The sequence below is a fragment of the Paraburkholderia sp. CI2 genome, from assembly GCF_014201055.1.
GTDB lineage: Bacteria > Pseudomonadota > Gammaproteobacteria > Burkholderiales > Burkholderiaceae > Paraburkholderia > Paraburkholderia tuberum.
Genome location: NZ_JACHDL010000001.1, coordinates 618,561 through 645,198 on the forward strand (window position 1 = coordinate 618,561; position 26,638 = coordinate 645,198).

The window sequence follows — 26,638 nt, forward strand, 5'->3', positions numbered from 1 at the left end:
TCGATCAGCTTGGGTGCCGGTCTCTACGCGGCCGGTTAGCGTTGCAACAACGATTGAAAGTGAGTGTAGACGCGCTCGGCGTCCGGCTCGAGGTCCGTGAAAATACGCATGGCGTCGACCGCCTGGTAGACCGCCATGCCGCCGCCACTCAGCGTGCGGCAGCCAAGCGCCTCGGCCGCCTGCAGCAGCGCGGTGCGAATCGGGAAATAGACGATGTCGGCGACCCACAGGTCGCGGTGCAGCAATTCGGCCGGCAGCGGCAGCCCCGGCATTTTAGCCATACCGGTCGGGGTAGCGTGAATCAGGCCTTGCGCGACGCAGAGCGATTCTTCGAGCGACGTGCCCGCGCTGACCTTGGCTTTCGGGAAACGCGCCTGCAACTCGTCGGCGAGCGACTGCGCGCGGGCGGCATCGACGTCGAACAGCGTCAGCGACTGCGCGCCCATGTTCAGCGCCGCATGCGCGACCGCCGCGCCGGCGCCGCCGGCGCCAAGCTGCACGACGCGTTCCAGCGACACGTCCGGCAGGCCGCGCTGGAACGCACGCGCGAAGCCGGACCAGTCGGTGTTGTGACCGATGCGCTTGCCGTCCTTGAACAGCACGGTGTTGACCGCGCCGAGCGCGCGGGCGTCGTCGGACAGTTCGTCGAGCAGCGGAATCACCGCCTGCTTGCACGGATACGTGATGTTCAGGCCGTTGTAACCCATCCGTTCGGCCGCCGTCAGCAGCTCCGGCAGCGCGGCGGTGTCGAGCTTCTGCGCATCGAGATCGATGCGTCGATAGACATAGTGCAGTCCGAGCTTGCTGCCCTCTTCCTCGTGCATCGCGGGCGTGAGCGAACCGCTGATGCCCGAGCCGATCAGGCCGACCAGAAAGGAGCGGGGAGTGGCCCGCAAGCTCGCCTGCGCATTGGCCAACGCGGCGATCTGCGCGTCGGTCCGGGAATTTCCCCGAGTGTTCGCTTGAGTGTTCATTTCGCCGCCCTATTCTTAAGAATCGTCGCCATCCGTTCCAGCGCGAGCACATAGCCCTGCGTGCCGCAGCCGACGATGATCGCGTCCGCCACCGCCGACACGTACGAGTGATGCCGGAACGCTTCGCGCCGATGCACGTTCGAGATATGCACCTCGATGACGGGCTTTTCGATCGCGCTCAATGCGTCGGCGATCGCGACCGACGTATGGGTGTAAGCGGCCGGATTGATCACGATGCCGTCGACCTTGGTGCGCGCCGCGTGCAGCCAGTCGATCAGCTGATGCTCGGCGTTCGACTGGCAGAAGTCGATCGCGAGGTCGAGGCGCTCGCCCGCGTCGCGGCACAGCTTCGCGACGTCGTCGAGCGTTTGCGCGCCATAGATGGCCGGCTCGCGCGTGCCGAGCAGATTGAGGTTCGGTCCGTTCAGGACCAGTACGGAGGCAAAGCTCATGACAACGACTCCCGCAAAATAAGGCGCGACTCGAACCGCGGCACCCGCGGCGGTTCTTCGACGCATGGCGAAGTGTGCGCGCATCGGCCGTCGTCGTCATTCGGGGTTTCTACGAATTTGTACCATCTAGTTAGTTTGTATAGACTATCAAAACTCCCGGATAGTGTGGAGTATTCCGGCCTGCGTCTTGCTTCAGTGCGTAACGAACTCGCTCATTTTTGCGCATTGCAGCAAGCCCGGCAGGCCGCGCCTCCAGGCGCGCCGCCGCGGTTTTTCTCTGAGTTTCCCCCTCGTTTGTCCGTTTTTGCAGGAGCCGTTCATGCAACGTTCGATTGCCACCGTGTCGATTAGCGGCACCCTCGTCGAGAAGCTGAGCGCGATCCGTGCGGCGGGTTTCGAAGGTGTCGAAATCTTCGAGAACGACCTGCTGTATTTCGACGGCTCGCCCGCCGACGTGCGCCGCATCGCCGACGACCTCGGCCTGAAGATCATGCTGTTCCAGCCGTTTCGCGATTTCGACGGTGTCAGTCCCGAACGGCTCGAGCGTAATCTCGACCGCGCGAAGCGCAAGTTCGACGTAATGCACGAGCTAGGCACGGACCGCATCCTCGTGTGCAGCAACGTGTCGCCGGACACGATCTGCGACGACTCGCTGATGATCGACCAGTTGGGCGCGCTCGCCCGCGCGGCCGAAGCGGCTGGCGTGGTCGCCGGTTACGAAGCGCTCGCCTGGGGCAGGCACGTAAAGACCTATCGCCACGCGTGGAAGCTTGTCGACGCCGTGAATCATCCGAATCTCGGGCTCGTGCTCGACAGCTTTCATACGCTGTCGCTGAACGACACGCCCGACGCGATCGCCGACATTCCTGGCGAGCGCATCGCGTTCGTGCAGATCGCGGACGCGCCGAAGCTTGCGATGGACGTGCTCGAATGGAGCCGCCACTACCGCTGCTTCCCCGGCCAGGGCGACTTCGATCTCGCGAACTTCACCGCGCAGGTCGTCAAAGCTGGCTACAAGGGCCCGCTTTCGCTGGAAATCTTCAACGACGGCTTTCGCGCCGCCCCCACCACGATCACGGCCGCCGATGGCCATCGCTCGTTGCTGTTCCTCGAAGAGCAAACTCGCGCGCTGCTCGAAGAGCAACAGCAGCCGCGCAAAACGACAGGCGGCCTGTACCGCTCGCCCGCCGCGCCCGCGCACGTCGGCTATCAGTTCCTCGAATTCGCGGTCGATCACACCACGCGCACGCAGCTAGCCGACTGGCTCGGCAAGCTGCGCTTTCGCCAGGCCGGCCAGCATCGCTCGAAGGACGTCACGCTGTATCAGCACGGCGCGGCCTCGATCGTGCTGAACGCCGAGCCCGATTCGTTCGCGAACGCGTTTTTTCAGCAGCATGGTTTGTCGCTGTGCGCATCGGCGTTTCGTGTCGATGACGCGAGCCACGCATTCGAGCGCGCGGCCGGCTTTGGCTACGCGCCGTTCTCCGGCCAGATCGGGCCGAACGAGCGCGTGCTGCCGGCCGTGCAGGCGCCGGACGGCAGTCTCAACTACTTCGTCGACGAAACGCCCGATCAGCCCACGCTGTTCGAGGCCGATTTCGTGCTGACCGACGTCAACGGCCCGACCGAGGTGGGACCGCTCGAGCGCATCGATCACGTGTGTCTGTCGGTGCCGGCGAATGCGCTCGATACGTGGGTGCTGTTTCTGCGCACCGCGTTCGGCTTCCTGGCCGAGCCGGGGGTGCTCGTTCCCGATCCGTACGGCCTCGTGCGCAGCCGCGCGCTGCGCAGCCCCGACGGCTCGGTGCGGATCGCGCTGAATGCATCGGTGGATCGCCATACGGCGGTGGCCGAGGCGCTGCACACGTATCACGGCTCCGGACTGAACCACGTCGCGTTCAGTACCGGCGACATCTTCAGCGCTCTCCCCGAGTTCGTCGCCGACGGCGTGCCGATCCTGCGCATTCCGCGCAATTACTACGACGACCTCGCGGCCCGCTACGCGCTGTCCGACACGCTGCTCGAAGCGATGCGCGCGAACAATATCCTGTACGACCGCGACGAACGCGGCGGCGAGTTTTTCCACGCTTATACGGAGCAACTGGACCAGCGCTTCTTCCTCGAGATCGTCGAGCGGCGCGGCGGCTATGACGGCTACGGCGCGGCCAATGCGGCGGTGCGGCTCGCGGCGCAGGCGCAGCGGCGCAAGTAACGGGCGGACACCGGAGGCACGACGGCGGCTTCGTCATTCGAAGTCGCCGCGTCGATACGGATTTCGTCTTTTCAGGCACGCGACCTGCGTCCCCGATCGGGGCAGGCTCGCCGTCTCGATATAATGGCGCCTGCTCAGCCGAATCGCCGAATCAACGCCAGGAGAGATATGAAGAAGTTCGCTGCAGTCCTGTCCCTTTCGCTACTGCTCAGCGCTTGCGCGTATTTCCAGAAAGACCCGGATTCCGGCGAACCCGTCACGGACACGACGACACAGCGTTCCGTCGACGACGTGGTCGCCTGTCTGACGCAGATGGCCAATCATCACAACGCCGCGTTCAAGTCGACGGGGATCCCGCAGGGTCAGATGCTCGACTTCGGCGACTCGAACGTCGTCAAGGTACGCAGCGACAACGGCGCGACAACTTACCGTTTCTATGCGGGCAAGCGTCATGTAAGCAACCTGTGGATCGAATCGGCAAGCAAAACCTGCGCGCCATAAGGCTTTGTGGCGCATAAAGGCGAAGTTGCGGGCGCCGGAATCTGATCCATTGCAACGTTCATGTCACGGTGTTACAGGACAATGGAGTCTTAAGAATCGTTTAAGACTTCGTCCGCAAGATCCCCGGACATGTCCCCGCACGAGGTGCGCTCCATGAATCAGCCCGAAATCAACACCAACGAAACACCGGCCAAACGGCCTACTATCCTGCGCCGTCTGTTGAGCCATCACGAGCTCGCGACGCTGCTGCTGCTGCTGCACGCGCCGATCGATGCATCCGCAAAACCCGAAATTCCGCAGCTTTACGAAGCAGGTCTCGTCGAGACCGTTTCGAACGACGCGGGCACGCCGCATATCCGTCTGACGTCCGAGGGTAATGCGGTGTTGCGAGGGCTTGGGGTGAAGTAAGCAGATCGGCTCGCGACCCGGTCATCCGAGGCCGCGTCAGCGCTTTGCGTTGACGCGGCTTTTTTCTATTCAGGCACAGCCATTGAGCGTGGCCTACGTTTTTGGCGATGGATCAGACCGCCGCGCTTCTGCATCAGTTTCGTAGACATGCGAGGCATCTTTAAGAACGCTCCGATTGTCTGGCACCGACGTACACGCAATAGTCATTGCTCCGCCACCTCAGGGAATTCTGGAGCAAAAACCAATGACTGTAAGCTGTATCTTCGAGCTCAATCGGAAAGAAACTTCACGATTCGTCTGTTCAGGCTTTGGCGCGGTCGAGGCCTATTCAGGTCAGAGAGCCGGCTAACATGCGAGCTTACGGGCGAGTAGAAGTGCGATGAGAGACGCCCGATCGCTTCGATGGTGCATCAGTGCACTTGGGATATGGGTCGCATTAGGCACTGCACTCGCATGGGGCACGCAACAACTATCGTTCCAGATACCGTAATGGTTCGCCGGTTCCGTTCGATGGCTACTGCGTTGCCTATGTCCCAATTGGGAGCCCGACGCCTACGATGTCGAGGCTTGGGGCAACTTTGTGCTGATCGTTTCGGGATATATCGTCGCCATCGCATTGGTAGTGCCGGCCAGCGTCATCGCATGGCGGCGAGCACATCGAGCACGATCGTCACAATGGAATTCGGCCGCGTCAAGCCTTTCAAGCCTGCCATACCCCATACCCCGCCTCGCGCAGCCCGATCGCCAATTCCACTTCCATATCCTGCGCGCCGCGGTAAGGCATCGGGTTGAACACGTCGTACAGTTCGGGCATCAGACGCAGGCCGTAGTCGCGCACAAAGCGATTCGCCTGAATGCCCGCCTTGTGCCGATCGAAGCGCACGTCCGGGTCGAGCCCCGTCATGCCGACGTACACGCACGGCTTGTCGAAACGGTAACCAGGATTCGCGCGACGAAAGCGCGCCTCGTTCCACACCTTGTCGTCGAGCGCGACGACGTACACGTAGTAGTGATGCGCGCGACCCGCCATGACACGTGCGACGCCGTTCAGCCGCGCAGCGTACCGTGCAGCAACATCCGGTATTCGGTCGGTGTGACGCCGACGGTCGCCTTGAATTGCCGTGTGAACGCGCTGTGATCGGTGTAGCCGCAACGCGCGGCGACGTCGGTGACCTTGTCGTGCGACACCAGCAGCGCGGTCGCTGCATCGAGTCGCGTTTTCAGGAGCACCTGGCGCGGCGTCAGATGAAACACCTTGTGAAAATACCGCTCCAACTGCGCGACCGACATGTCCGCCATCGCCGCAAGCTGCTTCAGGTTCAGCGGCTGCACGTAATTCTGCTGGATCGACTGCACGACGGCGGCAAGCCGGCTGTAGGCCGGATGGCTGCTTTCGTCGGCTTTCAGATCGCGGGAGATGCCGGCGAGGCCGACCACCTTGCCGGTCGCATCACGCAACGGCTGTTTGCAGGTCAGGCACCAGCCCGGTTGACGGCCCGGATACAGATGCAGTTCGAGCTGATCGAGCATCTGGTTGCCGACGCCGATGATCGCCTTGTCCTGCGCGGTATAGATGCGCCCGAAGCGGCGCGGAAACACGTCTTCCGCGGTCTTGCCGAGCAGCGCGGCCTTTTCCTTGAAGCCGCAACGCGAAGCGAGCGTGCGGTTGACGAGCGCATACCGCGCGTCGGCGTCCTTGACGAAGAACACGACGTCCGGCATTGCATCGAATACCGGCTCGAGCAACCTGAAATGCGACAGCATGCCGGACAGCGTCGTATCGTCAGTTTCGAGCGGATGCGCCAGCGTGTTCATCGTGCGGTTCCGTGGGTGCGTGCCTGGTTGATTGCGTTAGGTTGCGTTCGCGGATCGCTGCGCCGGTGCGGCCGGGCAGCCCGCTCGTGCGGTTGATTGCGGTCGATTATAGAGCCGCGCGTCGCCCGCCAATATCTACCGAGGGTAAGCGCGGAGCCGTCATGGCGCCGCAGTCGGCGGTTCGGCGGCGCTCATCAGCGTGCCGATTTGCGCCGGACTGAACGGCGGACGCGCCGCGGCGGTCGGCCAGCCGAAGTACAGGCTCGCGGCCGCCCCGCAGATGCGCCCCTGGCAAGGGCCCATACCGCAGCGCGTCTGCAGTTTCGCGTCACGCCAGTCGGCGCAGCGGCGCACCTCGCCGACGCTCACGTCCTCGCAACGGCACAACAGCGTCGCGTCGGCGGGCGGCGTGCACGCGGCCTCGCCCAATGCGAACGACGCCGCGACGCGCCCGCCAAAGCCCCGCCAGCGAGCGCGTTGCGCGACGAGCGCCGCCAGCGCGGCGCGTTGCGTGCTCGCCGCGCCGCTCGCCACGAGACCGGCGATCTCGCCTTCCGCGCCAGCGAGCTCAGCGCCGCCGACGCCCGTGCACTCGCCCGCTGCATAAACGCGTTCGAGCGAGGTGCGCTGTCCGTCGTCGATGACGATTTCGCCCGCGTCGTTGATCGCGCAGCCGAGCGCCTGGGCAAGCGTGACGTTCGGCAGCAGTCCGAAGCCGCACGCGACGCGGTCGCAATCGAGCGTCACCTCGCGTTCACCGCGCCGGATCGTCACCTGTTGCACGCGCTGCGCGCCACGGGCTTCGCTCACGATGCTGCCGGTCCAGTAGCGCAGTCCCGCGAAGCCGTGCGTGAGGCTGATCGCCTGACGCAGCTTCGCGGGCTCGCGCAGCAGCGACACGCCGAAACGCGCGACCTCGGCCGCCGATGCCTGCTCGACCACCGCGACCACGCGCGCGCCGGCCTCTCGCGCGGTGGCGAGCGCGGCCATCAGCAGCGGGCCGCTGCCGGCGATCACGATCCGTTCGTCGCGCACCGGCATGCCGCCTTTGATCAGCGCCTGCAATGCGCCCGCGCCGGTCACACCGGGCAAGGTCCAGCCAGGAAACGGCAGAAGACGCTCACGCGCGCCGGTCGCAAGAATCAGTCTGTCATAGGTGATCGACACGCCGCCGTGTTCGGCGGATTCGAGCAGCAAGCCTTGCGCGCCGAGCGGCGCGATCACGCGCGTCGATGGCCAGTAAGTGAAGTTTTGCTGCGATTGCAACGCCGCGAGCAACGCATGCAACGCTGCTTGAGGCGGATAGGCGGACCCCTGGCGCCAGACCTGGCCGCCGGCGCGCGGATTGTCATCGATCTGCGCGACCGTCGCGCCCGCCTGCGCCGCCGCTCGCGCGGCATTGAGCCCGGCCGGACCACCGCCGATCACCACGATGTCGAAGTGCTGCGTCATGCGTGTACTGTCCCGTTTCGTGTCTGCACGCGCTGACCGTCGCGGCATAGCGTCTGGCACGCGAGCGCGTGCGCGCGACCGTCGATCGTCACGCGGCACTCCTGGCACACGCCCATCCCGCACAAGGCTTCGCGCGGCTCGCCCTTGACCGACAGCCGCGAGCCGCGCACACCCGCGATCGCGAGCGCCGCGGCTATGGTCGTGCCGGGTTTCACTTCGATGCTGCGGCCGTCGACGCTCAAACGGATGCGGGCCGCGTCAGTGTCGGTCATGGGCCGCCTGCTCTGCAAAACGCACCGGTAGATAGGGTTCGCACGGAATCGGCGCGGCATGGCCCGCGATCTGCGCCGCGAGTAGTTTCGCGCTCGCGAGCGAGGTCGTCACGCCAAGCCCTTCGTGGCCGACCGCGAGCCATAGGCGGGATGCGGAGCCAGAGCCGACGTCGGGCGCGAACTCGCCGGCCGGTCCGATCAGCGGCAGGCCGTCCGGCGACACCGCGCGAAACCCCGTCCACGCGCGGACGCCGCTGAGCGCCGGCAACCCCGGCAGATACTGCGCGGCGCGTTGCAGCATCTGCGCGAGCACCGGCATCTCGACGGCCGGATCGGTTGTTTCGAACTGGCGCGACGAGCCGATCAGCAGTTGCCCGGTCGGACGCGGCTGTACGTTGAACGCGACCGACGTGCCGGTCGCGTGATGAGCGCTCTTGATATAGCCAAGTTCGAGCAGTTGATGACGGATCAGCCCCGGGTAGCGGTCGGTGATCAGCAGATGGCCTTTCTTCGGCTGCAACGGCAGCCGCGGCAACAATTGCGCCGCCCCGAGGCCGTTCGCGACGACCACGTGCGCCGCGCTGGTGCGCTCGCCGCACGCCAGGGTCACGCCGCCCGCACCGACCGACGCGACCGGCGCTCCAGGTCGCACGCTGATATTCGCCGCATGCGGCGACTGCGTGAGCAGCCATTCGGCGGCGGTCGGCGCATACACGATGCTGTCGTGCTCGATGCGCAAGCCACCCGCCATCGATGGTGCGAGCGCCGGTTCGCAGGCGCGCAGTTCGGCCGAGTCCAGCAATTGCGCGGCGACGCCTTGGCTCTCAAACGCCGCCTGCATTGCGCGGGCGGCTTGCCGTTCTTCGTCGTCGGCTGCGACCCACAGCGTGCCGCAGCGCGCGAACGCGTCGCGCGCGCGCAGCTGCGGCGCGAGCTCGAGCCATAGCTCGCGCGAATAGCGGCTCAGCGCGAATTCGGCGGGCGAGTCGTTCATCACGACGATATGGCCCATGCCGGCCGCCGTCGCGCCGCCGCCGATGCGCTGCGCATCGAGCACGTCGACGCGCATGCCGAGCGCGGCCAGTTCCGCCGCGCACGCGGCACCGACGATACCCGCTCCGATGATCAGCGCGTCCGGTCTCATGCGGTCCGGATACCCCACGCGAACGGATCGAGCTCGTCGAAACACAGACACCCTTCGGCCATGATGTGCGCGTGACCGGTGATGGTCGGAATCACGTGGACGCCGTCGCCCGCCGTGCGATAGCTCGCCTCGAACACGCTGCCGATGATGCTCTCCTGGCGCCACACCGCGCCTTCGGCGAGCTTGCCGTCGGCCGCGAGACACGCGACCTTCGCGCTCGTGCCGGTGCCACACGGCGAGCGGTCGTACGCATTGCCGGGACACAGCACGAAGCTGCGGCTGTCGAGGCCCTCGCGCGAGCCCGGTCCGAACAGCTCGATATGGTCAATCAGCGCGCCGTTCGCGCCGGTGATGTTCTGTGCGATCAGCGCGTCGCGAATCGCCGAGCTGAAAGCCGTCAGGCTCGCGATGTTCGCGGCTTCGAGCTCGTGCCCATGCTCGGCGACGAGGAAAAACCAGTTGCCGCCCCAGCCGATGTCGCCGGTCAGTGCGCCATAGCCTGGCACGTCGACCTGCACCGCCTTACGGTGGCGATACGCGGGCACGTTGCGCACCGCGACGCCGCCGTCTTCGTTCAGCGTCGCCTCCACCATGCCGACCGGCGTTTCGATGCGGTGTCGTCCCGGCCCGATCCGCCCCATGTGCGCGAGCGACACGACGAGCCCAATGGTGCCGTGCCCGCACATGCCGAGATAGCCGACGTTGTTGAAGAAGATCACGCCGGCCGCGCAAGTCGGATCGTCGGGCTCGCAGAGCAACGCGCCGACCACCACGTCCGAGCCCCGCGGTTCGGTGACGATGCCGGCGCGCCAGTCGTCGAAGCGGGTGCGGAAAACCTCGAGCCGTTGCGCGAGCGTGCCGCCGCCCAGATCCGGGCCACCCGACACCACGAGGCGGGTGGGCTCACCGCCGGTGTGCGAGTCGATAATGTTGAGGGTTTTCATGTCGCCCATGGTAGGAATCGCGGGCCGGTGGGTCTTGGTGCGCGTACGCGCGGATTGAGACGATTTCGGCATAGCGGCTCGATGCGTGAGCCGCCGCGCGCGCGGCGCGCGAAACGTCCCGCTATTCGGTATCGGCGTCGATGACCCTCGGCGCAAACACGGCAACCCGGCTAACCGATACGGACACGTAAGGAGAATGAACACCGCTGGCGAGCGCGACGGGCTGCAACGCGGATTTCAGCATATACCTGGCCGTGGCGACCTCATGCCGTGCGCGCCGACTGCCAATCTTCACTCCCTGAGCACATGGTCGTGAAGCCGCAGCAACCGGTAGCCGCTTCTGTATACCGGCTGCAGCCGGAAACCATTGTGCGGCTCGATCGCGAGCAGCACACGCAGCCGTGACACGTGACTGTCGATGGTCCGCGTGAACTCGCGCAGTTCGCGGCCCCACACCGTCGCGAAGATATGGTCGCGCGACATCACGCGATCGACGTTGGAAAAGAACAGCGCCGCGATCCGGTACTGGGTGGGCGACAGCGGCACCGGCTCGCCGCGCAGCGTGACCGCCCGGCGGATCGTGTCGAAGCAATAGGGGCCGATCTCGAAACAGGTCGCGGCGCTGAAACGCTCCGGATACGCGCGCCGCAGAAGCGCCGCAACTCGCGCGCGAAACTCGGCGTCCCGCAGCGGCAACGCGAGGTAATCGTCGGCACCGCCGGCGAGCGCGCGCACCATGCTTTCCTCCGAGCCGTCGTTCGACACGAACATGATCGGCACGTGCTCGCCTGCCACGCGGCGCACCGAGTGCAACAGGTCCGCGCCGGCGGGCCGCATATCCTGCCAGTCGAGCACCAGCAGATCCATCGTGGAGCGCACGAGCGACCTCGACATCGCAACGCCGTCGTCATAGGCCGCGCAGAAATGGCCGGCTCTCACCAGACTTGATTCAATGGACTGACGCATGACCGGGTCACGCTGAAGGACTGCAACGCGCATGGGATGGACTCTCGACAAGGAACATGCAGGCCATTCTCCGAGCCGCACCCCGGTCCCTCCCTTCGGAGCATTCCGATTTTCCGCCGCTTTCTTCGCCCAACTGGGCGCCTCCGCAGGACTTCCGCTTTCATCCTGTAAAATCCGCGCCGGCCTCCGTCGTCAGCGCGCCCGCCCTATCCGGACAGCGCGCCCGTGTCCCGTGCTCTACCCAGCGCCTGCCACACTTCTCGCCCGACAACCGCCGTATGTCCACGCGTCTCCCGCGTGGCTCACAATTCATCAAAAGACATGGCAATGCAAGCGACAAATCTGGGTGGAGCGCAGGCTGTCACCCCCCGCCCGCTTGGGCACAGCGATTACAAGACACTCGGTCTCGCCGCGCTCGGCGGAGCGCTCGAGTTCTACGACTTCATCATCTTCGTTTTCTTCGCGCCGGCGATCGGCCAGCTGTTTTTCCCGGCGGCGATGCCGGACTGGCTGCGTCAGGTGCAGACCTTCGGCATTTTCGCGGCCGGTTATCTGGCGCGGCCGCTCGGCGGCATCATCATGGCGCACTTCGGCGACCTGTTCGGCCGCAAGCGCATGTTCACGCTGAGCGTGCTGCTGATGTCGGTGCCGACGCTGCTGATGGGCCTGATGCCCACCTACGCGAGCATCGGCGTACTCGCGCCGGTGCTGCTATTGCTGTTCCGCGTGATGCAGGGCGCGGCGGTCGGCGGCGAAGTCCCGGGCGCATGGGTGTTCGTCGCGGAGCATGTGCCCGGGCGGCACGTCGGCTATGCGTGCGGCACGCTGACGGCCGGCCTCACGGCGGGCATTCTGCTCGGCTCGCTGATTGCGTCGGCGGTCAATCGCCATTTCACGCCGGCCGATATTTCCGAATATGCGTGGCGTGTTCCGTTCCTCATCGGCGGCGTGTTCGGTATGTTCTCGGTCTATCTGCGCCGCTGGCTGCACGAGACGCCGGTTTTCGCCGAACTGAAGCAACGCAAGGCGATCGCCGCGGAAGTGCCGCTGAAGGCCGTACTGCGCGATCACGGCCGCGCGGTGATCGTGTCGATGCTGCTCACCTGGATGCTGTCGGCGGCGATCGTCGTCGTGATCCTGATGACGCCGACGCTGCTGCAAAAGCAATTTCACATCGAGCCGGCCACCGCGCTGCTCGCGAACTGTGTCGCGACGCTGTGCCTGACGATCGGCTGCGTGGTGGCGGGTTCGATCGCCGGACGCATTGGCGCGGGTCGCACGATTTTCGTCGGCGGCGTTGCGCTTGCGATCACGTACTACGTGATGTTTCGCCAGTTGGCCGTCGATACGTCCCTGCTCGTGCCGCTGTATGCACTGGCCGGACTTTTCGTCGGCGTGATCGGCGCGATTCCGCTCGTGATGGTCCGCGGATTCCCGCCGGTGGTGCGCTTCTCGGGCATCTCGTTCTCGTACAACGTCGCGTATGCGGTGTTCGGCGGTCTGACGCCGATCGCCGTATCGCTGATGATGAAGTCGAACCCGCTGGCCGCGCCGCTGTACGTCGCAGCGATCTGCGTGCTGGGCGCGCTGACCACGCTGTTCATCAAGGATGCGCCGCGGGCGCGTTGATCCGGCGACATCCATACTTCACGCCACGCCGAAACGTGGCGCGCTGCATCGGGCTTACGATGCAGTCATGAACTCATCCACACCCTCCTTTTCGCCCGCCCTCGGTCGCGTTCTCGCGACCGTCAGCGTCGGCTTCGTGGTCACGCAACTCGACGTGACCATCGTCAACATCGCGTTGCCACGAATCGGCGCGGACCTGCACGCGAACGTCGCGGGCCTGCAATGGGTCGTCGATGCGTACACGCTCGCGTTTGCGGTGCTGATGCTGTCGGCCGGCGCGCTCGGCGACCGCTTCGGTGCGCGGCGCATGTATGCGTGCGGAATCGTGCTGTTCGCGCTCGCGTCGCTGGCCTGCGGGCTCGCGCTCGACGCCCCGATGCTGATCGCCGCGCGCGCGGTGCAGGGCATCGGCGCGGCCGCGATGCTGCCGAATTCGCTCGCGCTGCTCAACCAGTCGTTCGGCCACGAACCGAAGCTGCGGGCACGCGCGGTCGGCCTGTGGACCGCCTCCGGCGCGATTTCGATCGCGGCCGGGCCGGTGGCTGGCGGTCTGCTGATCGCCGCGTTCGGCTGGCGCAGCATCTTTCTCGTCAATCTACCGATCTGCGCGGCCGGCCTGCTCGCGACACTGCTGTGGATTCCGCGTCCGCAAACCTCGCAACGCGGCGTGCCGGCCGCCGCTCGCGGCAACACCGGCGCGACGCCACGCGGCATCGATCTCGGCGGCCAGTGTCTCGCGATCGTCGCGCTAACCGCGTTCGTCGCCGCAGTGATCGAATGGCGGCCGCTCGGGCTCGCGCATCCGCTGGTCGCCGGCGGCTTCGTGCTGGCGCTGCTGGCGGCGGGTGCGTTCGTGTTCGTCGAAGCGCGCGTCGCGCGCCCGATGCTGCCGCTGTCGCTGTTCGGCACGCGCACGTTCAGCGCGGCGGTGCTGTTCGGCATCTGCGTGAATCTGACGTATTACGGCATGGTGTTCGTGCTGAGCCTTTACCTGCAGCGCGTGCGCGGCTACACGCCGTTGCAGGCGGGCCTCGCGTTCCTGCCGCTGACGGGCGGCTTCCTGATCTCGAACGTCGCGAGCGGCTGGGTGATCGGCCGCCTGGGAGTGCGCGTGCCGATGATCCTCGGCGCGATCACGGCTGGTCTCGGCTATGGCCTGCTGCGTCTCGTCGACGCCGAGACGCCGCTGATTGGCCTGCTGCTGCCGTTTTTGCTGATTCCGTCGGGCATGGGACTCGCAGTGCCGGCGATGACCACGGCGGTGCTCGCATCGACCGAAGCGCGACGCGCGGGCACGGCGTCGGCGGTATTGAACACGGCGCGCCAGGCCGGCGGCGCGGTGGGTGTGGCGGCCTTCGGCGCGCTCGCGGGCGGTGCGGCCGCGACGCAGATCGTGCCGGGGATGCAAGCGGCGACGGCTATTTCGGTGGGACTGCTGGTGCTGGGTCTCGTGCTCGCGTGTTTCGTGCATCCGGAGCCGCACGCGGCGGCATCGTCTGCGCGCGGCGCGAGCGCCGCGAGCAAGTAAGCGGTGTGTAATGCAGGCGCCTACAGCGACGTCTCCTGAATCGTGCCGGTAGCGATTGCGCGCTCGATCAGGCCTTCGTTGCGCGCTTTGGCGATCGCATCCGCGACCAGCTTTTCCGGGTCCTCGATGTCCGCCTTCAGCGTGCCGATGAATCCGGACGCATCCAGAACCACCAGCGTCTTCGCCGACTCGGCGAGGCTGATGATCACACGATGCGGCGTCGGCCCTTCGCCGAGACTCGCGCACAGTTGCGTGAGCTTGCCGCCGATCATTTGCTCGAAGTTCTGAATCATCATCTGCTCCCATGATTGGCGCGGATTGGAAATCCTGCTGTGTAGCAGGATGCGGGCCGCGCCGACTGCGCGCGCTCGCGCTTGACAGCCCGCTTTACAGGCCGCCGAGTCCGCCGCGCGGCGCGCGCGCGTTGTCGATGCTCAGTCGCCCCGCGCCGGTAACGAACAGCAGCAGGAAACCGCCCGCGATTCCGATGTTCTTCCAGAAATGAATCACCATGTCGTGCTGCAAGGCCGGGTCGGTGATATTCCAGAAGTCGTGGCCGAGCACCGCCGTCGCGACCGTATACACCGCCATGACCAGCGCGAGCGGCCGTACCTTGAAGCCGACCACGAGCAGCAGGCCGCCGAGCACCTCGACCGCGGTTGCGATCGGCGCGGCGATCTGCACGAACGGGACGCCTTTCGAATGCAGGTAGCCGACGAAGCCCGCATAGCCCAGCAGTTTCATCACCCCGCTCCACAGGAACAGCACGGAAAGCGCAAGACGGGCGATGAAAATAATGCCGAAATCGACGGGACGCGACATGGGGGGGACTCCTGTAATGAATAAGCAGCAGACCCGAATGGACGGGCTCAGTTCCCCGCCTCGCCCCTGAGCATATGAGCAATGGCCGCGATTTCCAAGCCCGCTCAAGCTGACGGATACGTGGCGACCTCGATCAGGTTGCCGTCCGGGTCGCGGCAATACACCGAGGTCATCTTGCCGCGCGCGCCGTCGCGCTCCACCGGCCCCGCCTCGATAGCGACGCCTTGCGCGAGCCAATGCGCCTTGACGTCGTCCGGGCTTGCGGTGGTCACGAAGCACAGGTCCGCCGTGCCCGGCACCGCCTCGCGCGACGTGAACCAGGCGACGGTATCGGCCGACGCGGGACGCAGATTGATCTTCTGATTACCGTAGTTCATCGCCACGCGCGTGCCGGTGCGCGACGCGAACTCGGTGCGTCGCATGCCGAGCATCCGCGCGTACCACGCCGCGCTCACTTCGACGTCGGCGACGTTCAGAACGAGATGATCGAGACTGGCTAGCTGGAAGCTCATGGGTTTGTCGTGATGAATCGAGAAAGGTGGTAGCGACTATACGCGTGGCGCGTCCGGCGCGAGCAACACGCCCTTCGTGAATACGAAGCAGCCGTAGCCGCGCTCCTCGCCCGTCGCGATCACACAGTATGCCTGGCGCGCACGCTCGTAAAACGCGAACCGCTCGATCGACACGAAGGGCACCTCGCGCCCCTCGCCCGCGTTGACCTCGGCTTGCGCTTCGCGCTGCACCGCGGGAATCGTGTGCGACTCGCCAACCACTTCCATGCGCGACGCGGGATGCTCGATAAAGGTGTCGAGCGGCAGCACCGACAACACCGCGCGGATCGCGCGCGGCGAACTGACGCCGTCGAGACGCAGCGGCTTGCCGAGCACGGTATCGCGCGCGACGGCGTCGGCCGGGAAGTTGGCGTCGCAGATCACGAGTTCGTCGCCGTGGCCCATCGAGCGCAGCGCGTGCAGGATATCGGCGTTCAGTAGCGGGTCCAGATTTTTCAGCACGGGGTCTCCAGGTCGTTCGGTTGGGAACATGCTGCGGGGGTGTCACGCTTCATCCGCACGACGATCGATTGTAGCAAGCGCGCCGGACGTCTTGCGGCGCTGCGCACGCACCGCATTGCCAGCGCAGCCATCCGACCAGAGCGAGCAGCACGAGCCCCGCGCCGCCGAGCACCGGCTCGCGCCAACCGAGCAGTGCGATGAACATGAACGCCCGCGCGCCGCCGAGCAGCGCGAAACCGGCGATCGCACTCGATAACGCATCGAGCGCGGCCGCGACGCGCAGCAACGCGAGATGGACTTGTGCGGGCTTGGCAGCGGCGGGCTGATGCATGATCGTCTCCGTGAAAAACGCCTCAGGCGGCGCCGGGGGTTTCGTCGAGAAAACCGGTGACCGCTTGCAGACGCCCATGCGCGTCCACCACGCCGAAGTCCGAGCCCTTCACGATCGCCTCGCCCGCGGGGGTCGTCAGTGCCCACGAGAAGCGCAGGCGATTCGCGAAGCCGTCGACGTCGGTCGTACGGCGAAACGTGTGATGCGGAAAACGCTCATGCACCGCGCGGATCATGGCGTCGATGCCATCGTGGCCCGCGCCCGCCAGCAGCGGGTCGCGATAGTCGGCATCGGCGCTCCACGTTGCCGCGATCAACTCGCGACGACGCGCGCCATCGGTCTCGTTCCAGGTATCGAAATAACGGTCGATCAAATCGGTATGCGCATTCATCTCAAACTCCTCGATTGACAGGACGGAGCACTTCGCGCGGCATACGCATCGCATGCGGCGGGCTCGGAATGAAGATTGACGGCTCGCGTGCATTGCGTCGATTACGTGAGAGGTAATCAAGCGGATGCAGCCTTCGCTGTCACGCAGCGCTTTTCACTGTTTTTCTCGCCAAATAGGTCATTCGGCCGAGTCGTCAAAAAACCTTCGCACCGCTAACCTCAAGTGACTCATCGAAGCCCGCCGACGACATCGCGAGGCGGGCAATGCAATGAACAGGAGGACCGCTTGGACCGCTTTATCGAGACGCTTTTCTCGCTTGCACGACCGTATCCCCGGAGATACAATCATCCGCAGATCGAAACACCGCGCGTGTACACGATCAACTGCACCGAAGAGTTCGACCGTTGGCTTCACGGCCTCACCGACCTCAAGGCGAAGGCGCAAATTCTCGTGCGGCTCCGCCGCGCGGAACGCGGGCTTTTCGGTGACGCGAAGTTGCTGGAAAACGGCGTGTTCGAGATGCGCATCGATTGCGGGCCGGGTTACCGGGTCTACTACGCGCGCGAGGAACGCATGATGTATCTGCTGCTCTGCGGGGGTAACAAGTCCACGCAGCAGGCGGATATCAGGCATGCCGGAGCAATGTGGACAACCATCAGAAAGGAACGGTCATGAGCAAGATCAAAACGGCACGCTTCGATGCATCGAAGTACCTCGACAACGACGAAATGGTCGCGGCCTATCTGAACGCCGCCCTCGACGAAGGCGACTCCGATCTGCTGCTCGCCGCCATCGCGGATATCGCCAAGGCACGTGGCATCACGAAGATCGCCGCGGCAGCGGGCCTGGGCCGCGAAAGCCTCTACAAGACACTCGCGCCCGGCTCCAAGCCACGCATGGACACGGTCCTCAAACTGGCGAGTGCGATCGGCGTCAAATTCACTGCCGTGCCGTTGCGCCTGGCTGCCGCCTGAGCCGGGCACGCGTCTCGTTGACTGAAATTGGCGGGGCATTACCTCTCAGGTAATCGATTGCTTGCACGCTTTGACTATGATCGGTGGCATGAACACACTCTCTATTGCACAAGCGGCTCCATCATCCGCGCCGATCGGCACTCGGGCGGTCGGCGAACTTCTCCGCGAATGGCGGCAGCGGCGGCGCATGAGTCAGTTGCTGCTCGCCACGGAGGCTGACATTTCGACCCGCCATCTGAGCTTTGTCGAATCGGGGCGCGCGCTACCGAGCCGGGAAATGGTCATGCATCTCGCCGAGCGCCTCGACGTGCCGTTGCGCGCGCGCAATGCTCTGCTCGTCGCGGCCGGTTACGCGCCGCTGTTTCGCGAACGTCCCCTCTCCGACCCGCAGCTCGCCGCCGCACGCGAAGCCGTCGAACTGGTGCTCAAAGGACATGAGCCCTACCCGGCCCTCGCGATCGACCGGCACTGGACCATCGTCGCGACCAACAATGCGATTGCGCCGTTGTTGAGCGGCGCGAGTCCCGAACTGTTGAAGCCACCGGTCAACGCACTGCGCCTGAGTCTGCATCCGCATGGCATTGCGGCGTCGATCGTCAACTGGCATGCGTGGCGCGAGCATGTGCTGGGCCGCCTGCAACGGCAGATCGACGTCAGCGGCGACGACACGCTGAGCGCACTACGCGACGAACTGGCCGGCTACCCCGCGCCGCCGGATGCAGACGCCTCGACGCTGGACGATGCAGTCCTCAACCAGATCGCCGTGCCATTGCGGCTGCGTACGCCGCTTGGCGTGCTGTCGTTTTTCAGCACCACCACGGTGTTCGGCACGCCCGTGGACGTTACGCTGTCGGAACTCGCCATCGAGGCGTTCTTTCCGGCGGATCAGCAAACCGCGTCGGCGCTGCGCGAATTTGCCGAACACCAGCGCGGCTAGCCGCTCGCGTACCTCCACTCCACTCACCACGAATAAGTGAGATGTCCGTCAACGTCGACACCCTGCTGATCCGCCAACTCGGACCCGCCGACCGGGACGCCTATTTCCAGCTTCGTCTGCGCGGGCTGAAGGCGCACCCCGCTTCGTTCGGACAAAGCCACGACGAAGCGCTGGCGAAAGGCGCCGGGCAGCATGACGTGACACTGCAGGGCTCGGAGACGGAAGGCACGTTTCTGCTTGGCGCGTATGCGTCGGCCGACGCTCCGCTGATCGGCGTCGTCGGTCTGCTGCGCAATAAAGCCCACAAGGAGCGGCACAAGGCGAACGTGGTCGGCATGTATGTCGCACAGGAAGCGGCTGGTCGTGGGGTCGGGCGCGCGCTGCTCGGCGAGTTGCTGACGCGCGCGGCGCGCGTCCACGGTTTGCGACAGGTGCAGCTGACCGTGGGTAGCCGCAACGACGCGGCGCGCAGGCTGTACGAATCGCTCGGCTTTCGCAAATATGGGTGCGAAGTCGGCGCCTTGAACGTCGACGGGGTGTTTCATGACGAGGATCTGATGGCGCGATTCCTCGCATAGCGCCCTCGGAATCATTGACAACGCTTCCTTGCGGCCATTCCCGGCGCCTCGTCAACGTTGTAATGTCGTCCTATTGCACCGACATCATGTCAGGCAGCCTGCACGGCACTGGCTTCTCGCAGCCTCCGTCCGCAACGTGATCGGTACGCGTCTGCGACCGCTGTTCGGTCTCGGGGTCGCACGCGTGCGCCAGACCGGCTGCCCATCCTCATCGAGCCGTTACAAATCCGGCCCTCGTTTGCGTAGTTTGTAACGGGGGACGCTTCATACGGTTACAGGCTCCATCCGCCCCTCACGCGCCACCCAGCGCGAGTATTTATTACCGTCCATTCCATCGCTTTCTGTTCCTTTCTAATCCAAAACAAATTTACCGATCGCCGCGCGGTGCGGACGCACGTCTCGGACAGTCGCGTAGGATGCCCATCCAGCAAGGGTTTTCATGGAATAGAGGCCAGTGTCGAAAGGCTATAAATTCACTTGGCATCATTCATTACAATGGCGTGAAAAACTTACCGAAAAATGATGTAGTTTTTTGAGATATTTTTTTGAGAAGGGATTGATTTCTGCTTTTAGCCTTCATACAATTCGTCCCGAGCTGTTACGAAATGTAACGTCTTGTATCAAATGTTCGCTGTCTGTAGCAAGTAGCAACATGTAGCCGGAGGCCGCGTTGCCGGCGAGGCAGAAAAGACATAACGGCGCAAAGCCGACATAGTAATTCGGGGCTTCGGAAACAGACAAAATGGACCGTAGCAGCGAGACGCTGGATTCAATCCGCGAGATCAACTTGTCTTACATCATGCTCGCGCAACGCATGTTGCGCGAGGACAAGCCGGTCGGAATGTTCCGGCTGGGACTGTCGTCGGAACTGGCTGACTTGCTTGCCGGGCTGTCGCTCGCGCAAATCGTCAAGCTGGCCGCTTCCGACCAGCTTTTGTGCTTCTTCCGCTTCAACGACCACGCGATGCTGTCGGCGTTGACGCAAACGACGAAGCACACCGCAGTTGCACCGACCCACACGGCGATCCTGCTTGCAGGCCAGCCCGCCGAGCAATTTGCCTGATCGAGGTGACTGCAATGCTCAAGCGAAGCCTGACCGAAGATGCACAGGAAGTATTTCGCGCGATCGCACTGATCGAACTCGGCGCCCGCATGCAGGTGCTCGAGAGCGAGCTGACGCTGTCGCGCGACCGTATGATCCGCCTGTATCGCGAGGTCAAGGGCGTATCGCCGCCCAAGGGCATGCTGCCGTTCTCGGCGGACTGGTACATGACGTGGCTCGCGAACATTCACGCGTCGCTGTTCTACAACACGTACCTGTTCCTCAAGAACGAAGCGCGCTGCTCGCATCTGGATGCGCTGACCAAGGGCTATCGGCTGTATCTCGAACACTGTCAGCACAGCGAAACCGAGCCGGTGCTCGATCTGACGCGCGCGTGGACGCTCGTGCGTTTCTTCGACGCCGACATCCTGCAGTTGACCAGATGCTGCCGCTGTACCGGCAAGTTCGTCGCGCACAAGCACGACCTGCAGCACAACGTCGTGTGCGGCGCCTGCCAGCCGCCGTCGCGTGCCGGCAAGACGAAGAAGGCAGCAGCCGCGCGCCGGGAAGCGCTCGACGCGGCGCAGGTTGCGCAGGCCGCTTGACCGATCGATTCGCCGTCGCGAGACGCGCTCGACCCGATTCAAACCGAAGCTCACATGATTCCGCGCAGTGATTGAACTGCGCGGATTTTTTTCGCCTTCGCGCCGGGCAGACCGGCGTGCCGAATACCGGTCGTTCAGATCAACCGGCCAGCCCCACCGTCTGGGCAACGAGCCACAGATTCGCCGCACTGATCGCAACAAACAGCGTCCACACGAGCAGGCGCGTCGGCAGCGTGTTGGCGAATTCGCCTATCAGCGAGCGGTCGCTAGTCATGCGGATCAGCGGATACAGCGCGAGCGCTCGCGTGATGAAGCGCCGCTGCCAGCACGGAATCTTCATTTTCAGGAAGCCTTCCATGATGACCTGCCCCGCCACCGTACCGGTGAACGTCGAGCTTTGTCCCGACGCGAGCAGCGTGATCGCGAACAGGAAGGCGGCGAAGCCGGTGCCGACGATCGGCGCTAGCAGCCGGTAGGCGTCCTCGATCTGCGTGACCTGGTCGTGGCCCGTCGCGTAAAACGCGGCGGCCGCGAGAATCAGGATCGCCATGTTGATCAGCGCCGCGATCACGAGCGATGCGATCGTGTCGATGCGTGACATGCCGATCGCCGAGCGGATGCTGGCCGGATCGCGCTTCACCGCGCGGGTCTGCACGATCGACGAGTGCAGATACAGGTTATGCGGCATCACCGTCGCGCCGAGAATGCCAAGCGTCGTTGATGAGGTCGATGAAGCGCTTGCCAACAGGCTTAGGAATTCAGCGCTTCGCCACCTGCTGCTGCGCTGAAACCGATGCGGCACCGGCCGCAGAGCCGGAAGCCGCAGCCAGCGAAGCCGCCGCGCCGCCGGAAGCACCAACCGGCACCGGCGCCGCCCCCACCGCCGTATCCCCCGCCGTCACATCGCCCCAACCGCCACCGAGCGCGCGAATCAGATTCACGGTCGCGACCGCCTGCGTGCCCGCCAGATGGCTCGCCTGCAATTGCGACTGCAGCACCTGCCGCTCGCCATCGATCACGTCGAGATAGCTGACCGCGCCCTCCGTGTACTGCGTGCGTGACAGATGCGCGGCGCGCTGCGACGCATCGACCGCGTCGTTCTGCTCGCGCATCTGATCGTCGAGCAAGCGCAGATCGGCAAGATTGTCCTCGACTTCACGGAACGCCACGAGCACCTGCTGGCGATATTGCGCGACGTCCTCGTCGTACTTCGAACGGGCCTGCGCGAGATTGGCCTTGCGACGGCCGCCGTCGAAGATCGGCACCGTCAGCGCGGTACCCGCGAACGGACCGAGGATGAACGCGCGGCTCGACCACATGAACAGATCGCCGAGCGTCGCCGATTCAAAGCCGAACGCGCCCGTGATGTCGAGCTTCGGGAAGAACGCCGACTTCGCGAGCCCGACGCGCGCATTCGCTGCCTGCATCGCGCGTTCGGCTGCCGCGATGTCCGGCCTGCGTTCGAGCAGCGCCGACGGCAAACCCGGCGGCACGCGCACCGCCACCGGCGCGAGCGGTTGTTCCGCGAACGAGAAATCCGCGGGCGGCTTGCCGAGCAGAATCGCGAGGCTATGCTCCGAGGCCGCCCGTTGCCGCGCGACGCCGACCGCATCGGCACGCGCGCTCGCGAGCTCGTTACGCGAGCGCGACAGATCCAGCTCGCTGATATCGCCTTCCTTGAAGCGCCGCTCGACGAGCTTCAGCGTGTCCTCGCGCAACGCGACGGTGCGGCGATACAGATCCTGGTCGGTGTCGAGCTCGCGCAACTGGAAGTAGTTCTGCGCGACGTCGGCCTGCAACGACAGCTGCACCGAGCGAAACAGCGCTTCGCTCTGCTGCTCGTCCGAGCGCGACGCGTTCACGTTCGAGCTGACCCGCCCGAACAGATCCGCCTCATACGACGCGCCGACCTGCGCGCGCCAGATCGTGCCCGTCGTGCCGCCCGCGCTGTCCGGCAGGAATTGCGACGCCGCCGACGCACGCTCCCGGGTCGGACCGAAGCCCGCGTCGAGCTTCGGGAACCAGTCGGACTTCGCCGCCTGCGTGACCGCGCGCGCCTGCTGCACGCGCGCGGCTGCGGCCTTCAGGTCCTGGTTCGCGGCGGCGGCCTGCTCTTCGAGCGCGTCGAGCTGCGGGTCGCCGAACACCTTCCACCATTCGCCACGCAGGGCGTCGTCGGCGGGCTGGGCCGGCTTCCACGTGCCGGTGTTTTGCGCCGACGCGGCCGAACCAGCCGCCACGCCCGACGCCGCCGCAGCCGACGTCGCCATCGCCGGCGCTTCCTTGAACGCCGCCGGCGTATCGACGTCGGGACGCTTGTACGTCGGCTCGACCGAACAAGCGGCCAGCAGGGCGATCAGCAAACCGCTCGCGGCCGCGCGGCCCCATCCGCGCAAAGATACAAAGCGAGATTCAAAGCGTTTCATTGTTGTTTTCTCCTCAGGCGTCCGTAACGGGCGCGCCGTAGCGCGGCGCATCTTTCTGCGCGACGTGAATCGTCCCGCCCGCGAGCGAACGCAGCACCACATAGAACACCGGCGTCAGCATCAGGCCGAACAGCGTGACGCCGAGCATGCCGAAGAACACCGCGACGCCCATCGCGTGACGCATCTCCGAGCCCGCGCCGCTCGACAACACCAGCGGCACCACGCCCATGATGAAGGCGATCGACGTCATCAGAATCGGCCGCAGACGCAGACGGCTCGCTTCGATCGCGGCCTGCAGCGGACTGCGTCCGTCGTGTTCGAGCTCACGCGCAAACTCGACGATCAGGATCGCGTTCTTCGCGGACAAGCCCACCAGTACCATCAAACCGATCTGCGTGAAGATGTTGTTGTCGCCACCGGTGAGCCACACGCCGGTCAGCGCAGACAGCACGCTCATCGGCACGATCAGGATCACGGCGAGCGGCAGCGTCAGGCTTTCGTACAGCGCGGCGAGCACGAGGAACACGAGCAGCACGCTGATCGGGAACACCCACATGCCCGCATTGCCGGCGAGGATCTGCTGATACGTGAGATCGGTCCACTCGAGCTTCACGCCGCGCGGCAGCACCTCGGCGGCCACGCGTTCGGCCGCGGCCTGCGCCTGTCCCGACGAAAAGCCGGGCGCTGGGCCGCCGTTGATGTCGGCCGCCGTGTAGCCGTTGTAGCGCACCACCATCTCCGGTCCGTAGGTCGGCGTCACCGTGACGAGCGACGACAACGGCACCATCTCGCCCGCCGCGTTGCGCGTCTTCAGTTGCAGGATGTCGTCGGCGCGTTGACGGAACGGCGCATCCGCCTGCACGCGCACCTGATACACGCGACCGAAGCGGTTGAAGTCGTTCACGTACAGAGAGCCCAGATAGATCTGCATCGTGTCGAACACGTCCGTGACCGGCACGCCGAGCTGCTTCGCCTTCACGCGATCGAGATCGACGTTCAGCTGCGGCACGTTGATCTGATAGCTGGAGAAGGTCGGCCCAAGTTCGGGCGTTTGCGCCGCGCGCTTCACGAATGCTTCGGCAGCCTTGTTGAGTTCCGCGTAACCGAGCGCGCCGTGATCTTCGAGCTGCATCTTGAAGCCGCCGAGTGTGCCGAGCCCGAGCACCGGCGGCGGCGGGAACACCGCGACGAACGAGTCCTTGATCGCGCCGTACTGCTGGTTCAGCGCACCGGCAATCGCGCCTGCCGAGAGCTTCCTGTTGCCGCGCTCCTTGAACGGCTTCAGCGTGACGAACACGATGCCCGCGCTCGAACTATTCGTGAAGCCATTCACCGACAGACCAGGGAAGGCCACCGCGCTTTCGACGCCCGGCTGCTTCAGCGCGATCGCGCTCATATCGCGGATCACCTTCTCCGTGCGATCGAGCGACGCACCGTTCGGCAACTGCGCGAACGCGATCAGATACTCCTTGTCCTGAGCGGGCACGAAGCCGCCCGGCACGACCCGCGCCACCAATACGGTTGCACCGACGAGGATCGCGTACACCGCGAGCATCGCGCCCTTGCGGCTCAGCACGCCGGTCACGCCGCGGCCGTAGGCTTCCGAACCACGATGAAAGACCTTGTTGAAACGCTTGAAGAAGCCGCCGAGCACACGGTTCATCACACGCGTCAGCCAGTCTTCCTTCTCGCCGTGGCTGCGCAGCAGCAGCGCGGACAACGCCGGCGACAGGGTCAGCGAATTGAACGCCGAGATCACCGTCGAGATCGCGATGGTCATCGCGAACTGCTTGTAGAACTGGCCCGTGAGACCCGTCATGAACGCGAGCGGCACGAACACGGCGACGAGCGTCAGCGCAATCGCGATGATCGGCCCGCTCACTTCGCGCATCGCCTTGTAGGTCGCATCGCGCGCACTGAGCCCGCTCTCGATGTTGCGCTCGACGTTCTCCACCACGACGATCGCATCGTCGACCACGATGCCGATCGCGAGCACCATGCCGAACAGCGACAACGCGTTGATCGAGAAGCCGAACGCAAGCAGCAGCGAGAACGTACCGACGATCGACACCGGCACCGCGATCAACGGAATGATCGACGCGCGCCACGTCTGCAGGAACACGATCACGACGATCACGACCAGCGCGATCGCTTCGAGCAGCGTATGGATCACCGCCTCGATACTCGAACGCACGAACTGCGTCGGGTCGTAGACGATCCGGTATTCGACGCCGGCCGGCATGTCTTCGGCGAGTTCCTTCATCGCCGCGCGCACCTGCTCTGAAATCGCGAGCGAGTTCGCACCCGGCGCCTGATTGATCGCGAGCGCAACCGCGGGCTTATTGTCGAGCAGCGAACGCAGGCCATATTCCGATGCCGCGAGCTCGATCCGGGCAATATCGCGCAGATAGGTCACGCCGCCGTCGGGCGTGGTCTTCACGATGATGTCGCCGAATTCGCCCTCGGTCTTCAAACGGCCGCGCGCATTCACCGACAACTGCAACTGCGTGCCCGGCACCGACGGCGACGCACCGATCACACCGGCCGCGACCTGGATGTTCTGCTCGCGGATCGCGTTGACGACTTCGGTCGCCGTGAGACCGCGCTGCGCGACTTTCTGCGGATCGAGCCAGATACGCATTGCGTAATCGCCCGAGCCCCACAGCTGCACTTCGCCGACGCCCTGAATCCGCGCGAGCCGATCCTTCACGTTGAGCAGCGCGTAATTGCGCAGATACGTCATGTCGTAGCGATCGTTCGGCGAGATCAGGTGCACGACCATCGTCAGCGTCGGCGAACTCTTGATCGTCGTCACGCCGAGCCGCTGCACGTCATCCGGCAGACGCGGCAGCGCCTGATTGACGCGGTTCTGCACGAGCTGCGTCGCGAGGTCGGGATTGGTGCCGAGCTTGAACGTGACCGTCAGCGTCAGATTGCCGTCGCTATTGGCCTGCGACTGCATGTACAACATGTTCTCGACACCATTGATCTGCTCTTCGAGCGGCGCGGCGACCGCTTCGGCGATCACCTTCGGATTCGCGCCCGGATACTGCGCGTGCACCACCACCGAAGGCGGCACCACTTCCGGATACTCGGAAATGGGCAGCTTGAACAGCGAGATGATGCCCCCGAGCAGGATCAATACCGATAGCACGCCTGCGAAGATCGGGCGATCGATGAAGAATTTGGATATGTTCATTGGAAGCTCTTAACGTTGGAGCA

At 64.9% G+C, this 26,638-nt stretch carries 29 protein-coding genes; 11 read left to right on the forward strand and 18 right to left on the reverse strand.

From position 1 onward, the window contains the following. Positions 1-35 precede the first annotated feature (35 nt). Both HDG32_RS02730 and aroQ read right to left on the reverse strand, forming a co-directional pair. Positions 36-974, reverse strand: coding sequence for a shikimate dehydrogenase (locus tag HDG32_RS02730; RefSeq protein ID WP_184063008.1), 939 nt, complete (start codon positions 972-974; stop codon positions 36-38). Beyond that, complete coding sequence (gene aroQ / locus HDG32_RS02735; protein ID WP_184063010.1) at positions 971-1,426, reverse strand: type II 3-dehydroquinate dehydratase; 456 nt, start codon at positions 1,424-1,426, stop codon at positions 971-973. The genes HDG32_RS02730 and aroQ overlap by 4 nt, the downstream gene beginning before the upstream one ends. 319 nt (positions 1,427-1,745) lie before the next feature. Between aroQ and HDG32_RS02740 the strand changes: the two genes are divergently transcribed. From HDG32_RS02740 to HDG32_RS02750, 3 genes are all read left to right on the forward strand, one after another. Further along, positions 1,746-3,638, forward strand: coding sequence for a bifunctional sugar phosphate isomerase/epimerase/4-hydroxyphenylpyruvate dioxygenase family protein (locus HDG32_RS02740; protein ID WP_184063012.1), 1,893 nt, complete (start codon positions 1,746-1,748; stop codon positions 3,636-3,638). 168 nt (positions 3,639-3,806) lie between these two features. Continuing rightward, positions 3,807-4,139: a hypothetical protein gene (locus HDG32_RS02745; protein ID WP_090806920.1), complete on the forward strand. Its 333-nt coding sequence runs from the start codon at positions 3,807-3,809 to the stop codon at positions 4,137-4,139. 153 nt (positions 4,140-4,292) lie between these two features. After that, positions 4,293-4,547 carry a hypothetical protein gene (locus HDG32_RS02750; protein ID WP_090810191.1) on the forward strand — a complete coding sequence of 85 codons (255 nt, stop codon included), beginning with the start codon at positions 4,293-4,295 and terminating at the stop codon, positions 4,545-4,547. A gap of 700 nt (positions 4,548-5,247) precedes the next feature. Here HDG32_RS02750 and HDG32_RS02755 read toward each other — a convergent pair. The 7 genes from HDG32_RS02755 to HDG32_RS02785 all read right to left on the reverse strand — a co-directional run bounded on the left by HDG32_RS02755 (position 5,248) and on the right by HDG32_RS02785 (position 11,173). After that, positions 5,248-5,577 (reverse strand): hypothetical protein, encoded by a 330-nt coding sequence (locus tag HDG32_RS02755; RefSeq protein ID WP_184063014.1) that lies wholly within the window; start codon positions 5,575-5,577, stop codon positions 5,248-5,250. Between the two features lie 17 nt (positions 5,578-5,594). Beyond that, on the reverse strand, positions 5,595-6,362 hold the full coding sequence (locus HDG32_RS02760) for an AraC family transcriptional regulator (protein WP_090806925.1): 768 nt from the start codon (positions 6,360-6,362) through the stop codon (positions 5,595-5,597). Positions 6,363-6,521: 159 nt separating this feature from the next. Next, on the reverse strand, positions 6,522-7,814 hold the full coding sequence (locus tag HDG32_RS02765; protein WP_184063016.1) for an NAD(P)/FAD-dependent oxidoreductase: 1,293 nt from the start codon (positions 7,812-7,814) through the stop codon (positions 6,522-6,524). Beyond that, positions 7,811-8,086: a 2Fe-2S iron-sulfur cluster-binding protein gene (locus HDG32_RS02770; RefSeq protein WP_184063018.1), complete on the reverse strand. Its 276-nt coding sequence runs from the start codon at positions 8,084-8,086 to the stop codon at positions 7,811-7,813. Before HDG32_RS02770 ends, HDG32_RS02765 begins: the two co-directional genes overlap by 4 nt. Continuing rightward, on the reverse strand, positions 8,073-9,230 hold the full coding sequence (locus HDG32_RS02775) for an FAD-binding oxidoreductase (RefSeq protein WP_184063020.1): 1,158 nt from the start codon (positions 9,228-9,230) through the stop codon (positions 8,073-8,075). The genes HDG32_RS02770 and HDG32_RS02775 overlap by 14 nt, the downstream gene beginning before the upstream one ends. Then, a complete protein-coding gene (locus tag HDG32_RS02780) occupies positions 9,227-10,183 on the reverse strand; it encodes a 4-hydroxyproline epimerase (RefSeq protein WP_184063022.1) in 957 nt (318 codons plus the stop codon). The genes HDG32_RS02775 and HDG32_RS02780 overlap by 4 nt, the downstream gene beginning before the upstream one ends. A gap of 282 nt (positions 10,184-10,465) precedes the next feature. Next, the gene (locus HDG32_RS02785) at positions 10,466-11,173 is read right to left on the reverse strand and encodes a response regulator transcription factor (RefSeq protein WP_184063024.1); all 708 of its coding nucleotides are present in this window, start codon (positions 11,171-11,173) and stop codon (positions 10,466-10,468) included. Between the two features lie 294 nt (positions 11,174-11,467). Here HDG32_RS02785 and HDG32_RS02790 point away from each other — a divergent pair, with 294 nt between their 5' ends. Next, a complete protein-coding gene (locus HDG32_RS02790) occupies positions 11,468-12,769 on the forward strand; it encodes an MFS transporter (RefSeq protein ID WP_184063026.1) in 1,302 nt (433 codons plus the stop codon). Between the two features lie 67 nt (positions 12,770-12,836). Further along, complete coding sequence (locus HDG32_RS02795) at positions 12,837-14,297, forward strand: MFS transporter (RefSeq protein ID WP_184063028.1); 1,461 nt, start codon at positions 12,837-12,839, stop codon at positions 14,295-14,297. 20 nt (positions 14,298-14,317) lie between these two features. Here the strand turns inward: HDG32_RS02795 and HDG32_RS02800 are convergent, their stop codons facing one another. From HDG32_RS02800 to HDG32_RS02825, 6 genes are all read right to left on the reverse strand, one after another. Beyond that, positions 14,318-14,590 (reverse strand): hypothetical protein, encoded by a 273-nt coding sequence (locus tag HDG32_RS02800; protein WP_184063403.1) that lies wholly within the window; start codon positions 14,588-14,590, stop codon positions 14,318-14,320. Positions 14,591-14,684: 94 nt separating this feature from the next. Next, entirely contained in the window at positions 14,685-15,119 is a 435-nt protein-coding gene (locus HDG32_RS02805) for a DoxX family protein (RefSeq protein ID WP_018423430.1), read from the reverse strand. 104 nt (positions 15,120-15,223) lie between these two features. After that, the gene (locus tag HDG32_RS02810) at positions 15,224-15,631 is read right to left on the reverse strand and encodes a VOC family protein (RefSeq protein WP_090806942.1); all 408 of its coding nucleotides are present in this window, start codon (positions 15,629-15,631) and stop codon (positions 15,224-15,226) included. A 36-nt stretch (positions 15,632-15,667) separates the two neighbouring features. Further along, positions 15,668-16,132 carry an RbsD/FucU domain-containing protein gene (locus HDG32_RS02815; RefSeq protein WP_184063030.1) on the reverse strand — a complete coding sequence of 155 codons (465 nt, stop codon included), beginning with the start codon at positions 16,130-16,132 and terminating at the stop codon, positions 15,668-15,670. Positions 16,133-16,181: 49 nt separating this feature from the next. Continuing rightward, positions 16,182-16,463 (reverse strand): hypothetical protein, encoded by a 282-nt coding sequence (locus HDG32_RS02820; RefSeq protein ID WP_184063032.1) that lies wholly within the window; start codon positions 16,461-16,463, stop codon positions 16,182-16,184. Between the two features lie 22 nt (positions 16,464-16,485). Beyond that, complete coding sequence (locus HDG32_RS02825) at positions 16,486-16,854, reverse strand: nuclear transport factor 2 family protein (protein ID WP_176379337.1); 369 nt, start codon at positions 16,852-16,854, stop codon at positions 16,486-16,488. Between the two features lie 285 nt (positions 16,855-17,139). Here HDG32_RS02825 and HDG32_RS02830 point away from each other — a divergent pair, with 285 nt between their 5' ends. The 6 genes from HDG32_RS02830 to flhC all read left to right on the forward strand — a co-directional run bounded on the left by HDG32_RS02830 (position 17,140) and on the right by flhC (position 20,990). Beyond that, positions 17,140-17,529 carry a type II toxin-antitoxin system RelE/ParE family toxin gene (locus HDG32_RS02830; protein ID WP_221307591.1) on the forward strand — a complete coding sequence of 130 codons (390 nt, stop codon included), beginning with the start codon at positions 17,140-17,142 and terminating at the stop codon, positions 17,527-17,529. Next, a complete protein-coding gene (locus HDG32_RS02835; protein ID WP_018423436.1) occupies positions 17,526-17,828 on the forward strand; it encodes an addiction module antidote protein in 303 nt (100 codons plus the stop codon). Before HDG32_RS02830 ends, HDG32_RS02835 begins: the two co-directional genes overlap by 4 nt. An 88-nt stretch (positions 17,829-17,916) precedes the next feature. Beyond that, a complete protein-coding gene (locus HDG32_RS02840) occupies positions 17,917-18,765 on the forward strand; it encodes a helix-turn-helix domain-containing protein (RefSeq protein ID WP_184063034.1) in 849 nt (282 codons plus the stop codon). Positions 18,766-18,806: 41 nt separating this feature from the next. Further along, a complete protein-coding gene (locus HDG32_RS02845) occupies positions 18,807-19,343 on the forward strand; it encodes a GNAT family N-acetyltransferase (protein WP_184063036.1) in 537 nt (178 codons plus the stop codon). A 742-nt stretch (positions 19,344-20,085) separates the two neighbouring features. Further along, entirely contained in the window at positions 20,086-20,406 is a 321-nt protein-coding gene (flhD, locus tag HDG32_RS02850; RefSeq protein ID WP_184007179.1) for a flagellar transcriptional regulator FlhD, read from the forward strand. A gap of 14 nt (positions 20,407-20,420) precedes the next feature. Then, a complete protein-coding gene (gene flhC / locus HDG32_RS02855; protein WP_018423439.1) occupies positions 20,421-20,990 on the forward strand; it encodes a flagellar transcriptional regulator FlhC in 570 nt (189 codons plus the stop codon). 139 nt (positions 20,991-21,129) lie between these two features. On the opposite strand, the gene HDG32_RS02860 is transcribed toward flhC, so the two are convergent. Genes HDG32_RS02860 through HDG32_RS02870 form a run of 3 tightly spaced genes read right to left on the reverse strand, consistent with a single transcriptional unit; the run spans position 21,130 to position 26,615 of the window. Further along, positions 21,130-21,846, reverse strand: coding sequence for an Nramp family divalent metal transporter (locus HDG32_RS02860; protein ID WP_311539297.1), 717 nt, complete (start codon positions 21,844-21,846; stop codon positions 21,130-21,132). Further along, positions 21,749-23,416 carry an efflux transporter outer membrane subunit gene (locus HDG32_RS02865; protein ID WP_184063038.1) on the reverse strand — a complete coding sequence of 556 codons (1,668 nt, stop codon included), beginning with the start codon at positions 23,414-23,416 and terminating at the stop codon, positions 21,749-21,751. Before HDG32_RS02865 ends, HDG32_RS02860 begins: the two co-directional genes overlap by 98 nt. Positions 23,417-23,429: 13 nt before the next feature. Further along, entirely contained in the window at positions 23,430-26,615 is a 3,186-nt protein-coding gene (locus HDG32_RS02870; RefSeq protein ID WP_184063040.1) for an efflux RND transporter permease subunit, read from the reverse strand. Positions 26,616-26,638 lie beyond the last annotated feature (23 nt).

Bases quoted from the DNA above. Each gene is read 5' to 3' on its own strand.
- HDG32_RS02810 (WP_090806942.1), bottom strand. From the start codon at position 15,631: ATGAGCTTCCAGCTAGCCAGTCTCGATCATCTCGTTCTGAACGTCGCC.
- HDG32_RS02840 (WP_184063034.1), top strand. From the start codon at position 17,917: ATGAACACACTCTCTATTGCACAAGCGGCTCCATCATCCGCGCCGATC.
- HDG32_RS02765 (WP_184063016.1), bottom strand. From the start codon at position 7,814: ATGACGCAGCACTTCGACATCGTGGTGATCGGCGGTGGTCCGGCCGGG.
- HDG32_RS02730 (WP_184063008.1), bottom strand. From the start codon at position 974: ATGAACACTCAAGCGAACACTCGGGGAAATTCCCGGACCGACGCGCAG.
- HDG32_RS02775 (WP_184063020.1), bottom strand. From the start codon at position 9,230: ATGAGACCGGACGCGCTGATCATCGGAGCGGGTATCGTCGGTGCCGCG.
- HDG32_RS02865 (WP_184063038.1), bottom strand. From the start codon at position 23,416: ATGAAACGCTTTGAATCTCGCTTTGTATCTTTGCGCGGATGGGGCCGC.
- HDG32_RS02755 (WP_184063014.1), bottom strand. From the start codon at position 5,577: ATGGCGGGTCGCGCGCATCACTACTACGTGTACGTCGTCGCGCTCGAC.
- aroQ (WP_184063010.1), bottom strand. From the start codon at position 1,426: ATGAGCTTTGCCTCCGTACTGGTCCTGAACGGACCGAACCTCAATCTG.
- HDG32_RS02795 (WP_184063028.1), top strand. From the start codon at position 12,837: ATGAACTCATCCACACCCTCCTTTTCGCCCGCCCTCGGTCGCGTTCTC.
- HDG32_RS02790 (WP_184063026.1), top strand. From the start codon at position 11,468: ATGCAAGCGACAAATCTGGGTGGAGCGCAGGCTGTCACCCCCCGCCCG.
- HDG32_RS02805 (WP_018423430.1), bottom strand. From the start codon at position 15,119: ATGTCGCGTCCCGTCGATTTCGGCATTATTTTCATCGCCCGTCTTGCG.
- HDG32_RS02845 (WP_184063036.1), top strand. From the start codon at position 18,807: ATGTCCGTCAACGTCGACACCCTGCTGATCCGCCAACTCGGACCCGCC.
- HDG32_RS02825 (WP_176379337.1), bottom strand. From the start codon at position 16,854: ATGAATGCGCATACCGATTTGATCGACCGTTATTTCGATACCTGGAAC.
- flhC (WP_018423439.1), top strand. From the start codon at position 20,421: ATGCTCAAGCGAAGCCTGACCGAAGATGCACAGGAAGTATTTCGCGCG.
- HDG32_RS02820 (WP_184063032.1), bottom strand. From the start codon at position 16,463: ATGCATCAGCCCGCCGCTGCCAAGCCCGCACAAGTCCATCTCGCGTTG.
- HDG32_RS02780 (WP_184063022.1), bottom strand. From the start codon at position 10,183: ATGGGCGACATGAAAACCCTCAACATTATCGACTCGCACACCGGCGGT.
- HDG32_RS02740 (WP_184063012.1), top strand. From the start codon at position 1,746: ATGCAACGTTCGATTGCCACCGTGTCGATTAGCGGCACCCTCGTCGAG.
- HDG32_RS02750 (WP_090810191.1), top strand. From the start codon at position 4,293: ATGAATCAGCCCGAAATCAACACCAACGAAACACCGGCCAAACGGCCT.
- HDG32_RS02870 (WP_184063040.1), bottom strand. From the start codon at position 26,615: ATGAACATATCCAAATTCTTCATCGATCGCCCGATCTTCGCAGGCGTG.
- HDG32_RS02835 (WP_018423436.1), top strand. From the start codon at position 17,526: ATGAGCAAGATCAAAACGGCACGCTTCGATGCATCGAAGTACCTCGAC.
- HDG32_RS02800 (WP_184063403.1), bottom strand. From the start codon at position 14,590: ATGATTCAGAACTTCGAGCAAATGATCGGCGGCAAGCTCACGCAACTG.
- HDG32_RS02760 (WP_090806925.1), bottom strand. From the start codon at position 6,362: ATGAACACGCTGGCGCATCCGCTCGAAACTGACGATACGACGCTGTCC.
- HDG32_RS02785 (WP_184063024.1), bottom strand. From the start codon at position 11,173: ATGCGCGTTGCAGTCCTTCAGCGTGACCCGGTCATGCGTCAGTCCATT.
- HDG32_RS02745 (WP_090806920.1), top strand. From the start codon at position 3,807: ATGAAGAAGTTCGCTGCAGTCCTGTCCCTTTCGCTACTGCTCAGCGCT.
- HDG32_RS02770 (WP_184063018.1), bottom strand. From the start codon at position 8,086: ATGACCGACACTGACGCGGCCCGCATCCGTTTGAGCGTCGACGGCCGC.
- flhD (WP_184007179.1), top strand. From the start codon at position 20,086: ATGGACCGTAGCAGCGAGACGCTGGATTCAATCCGCGAGATCAACTTG.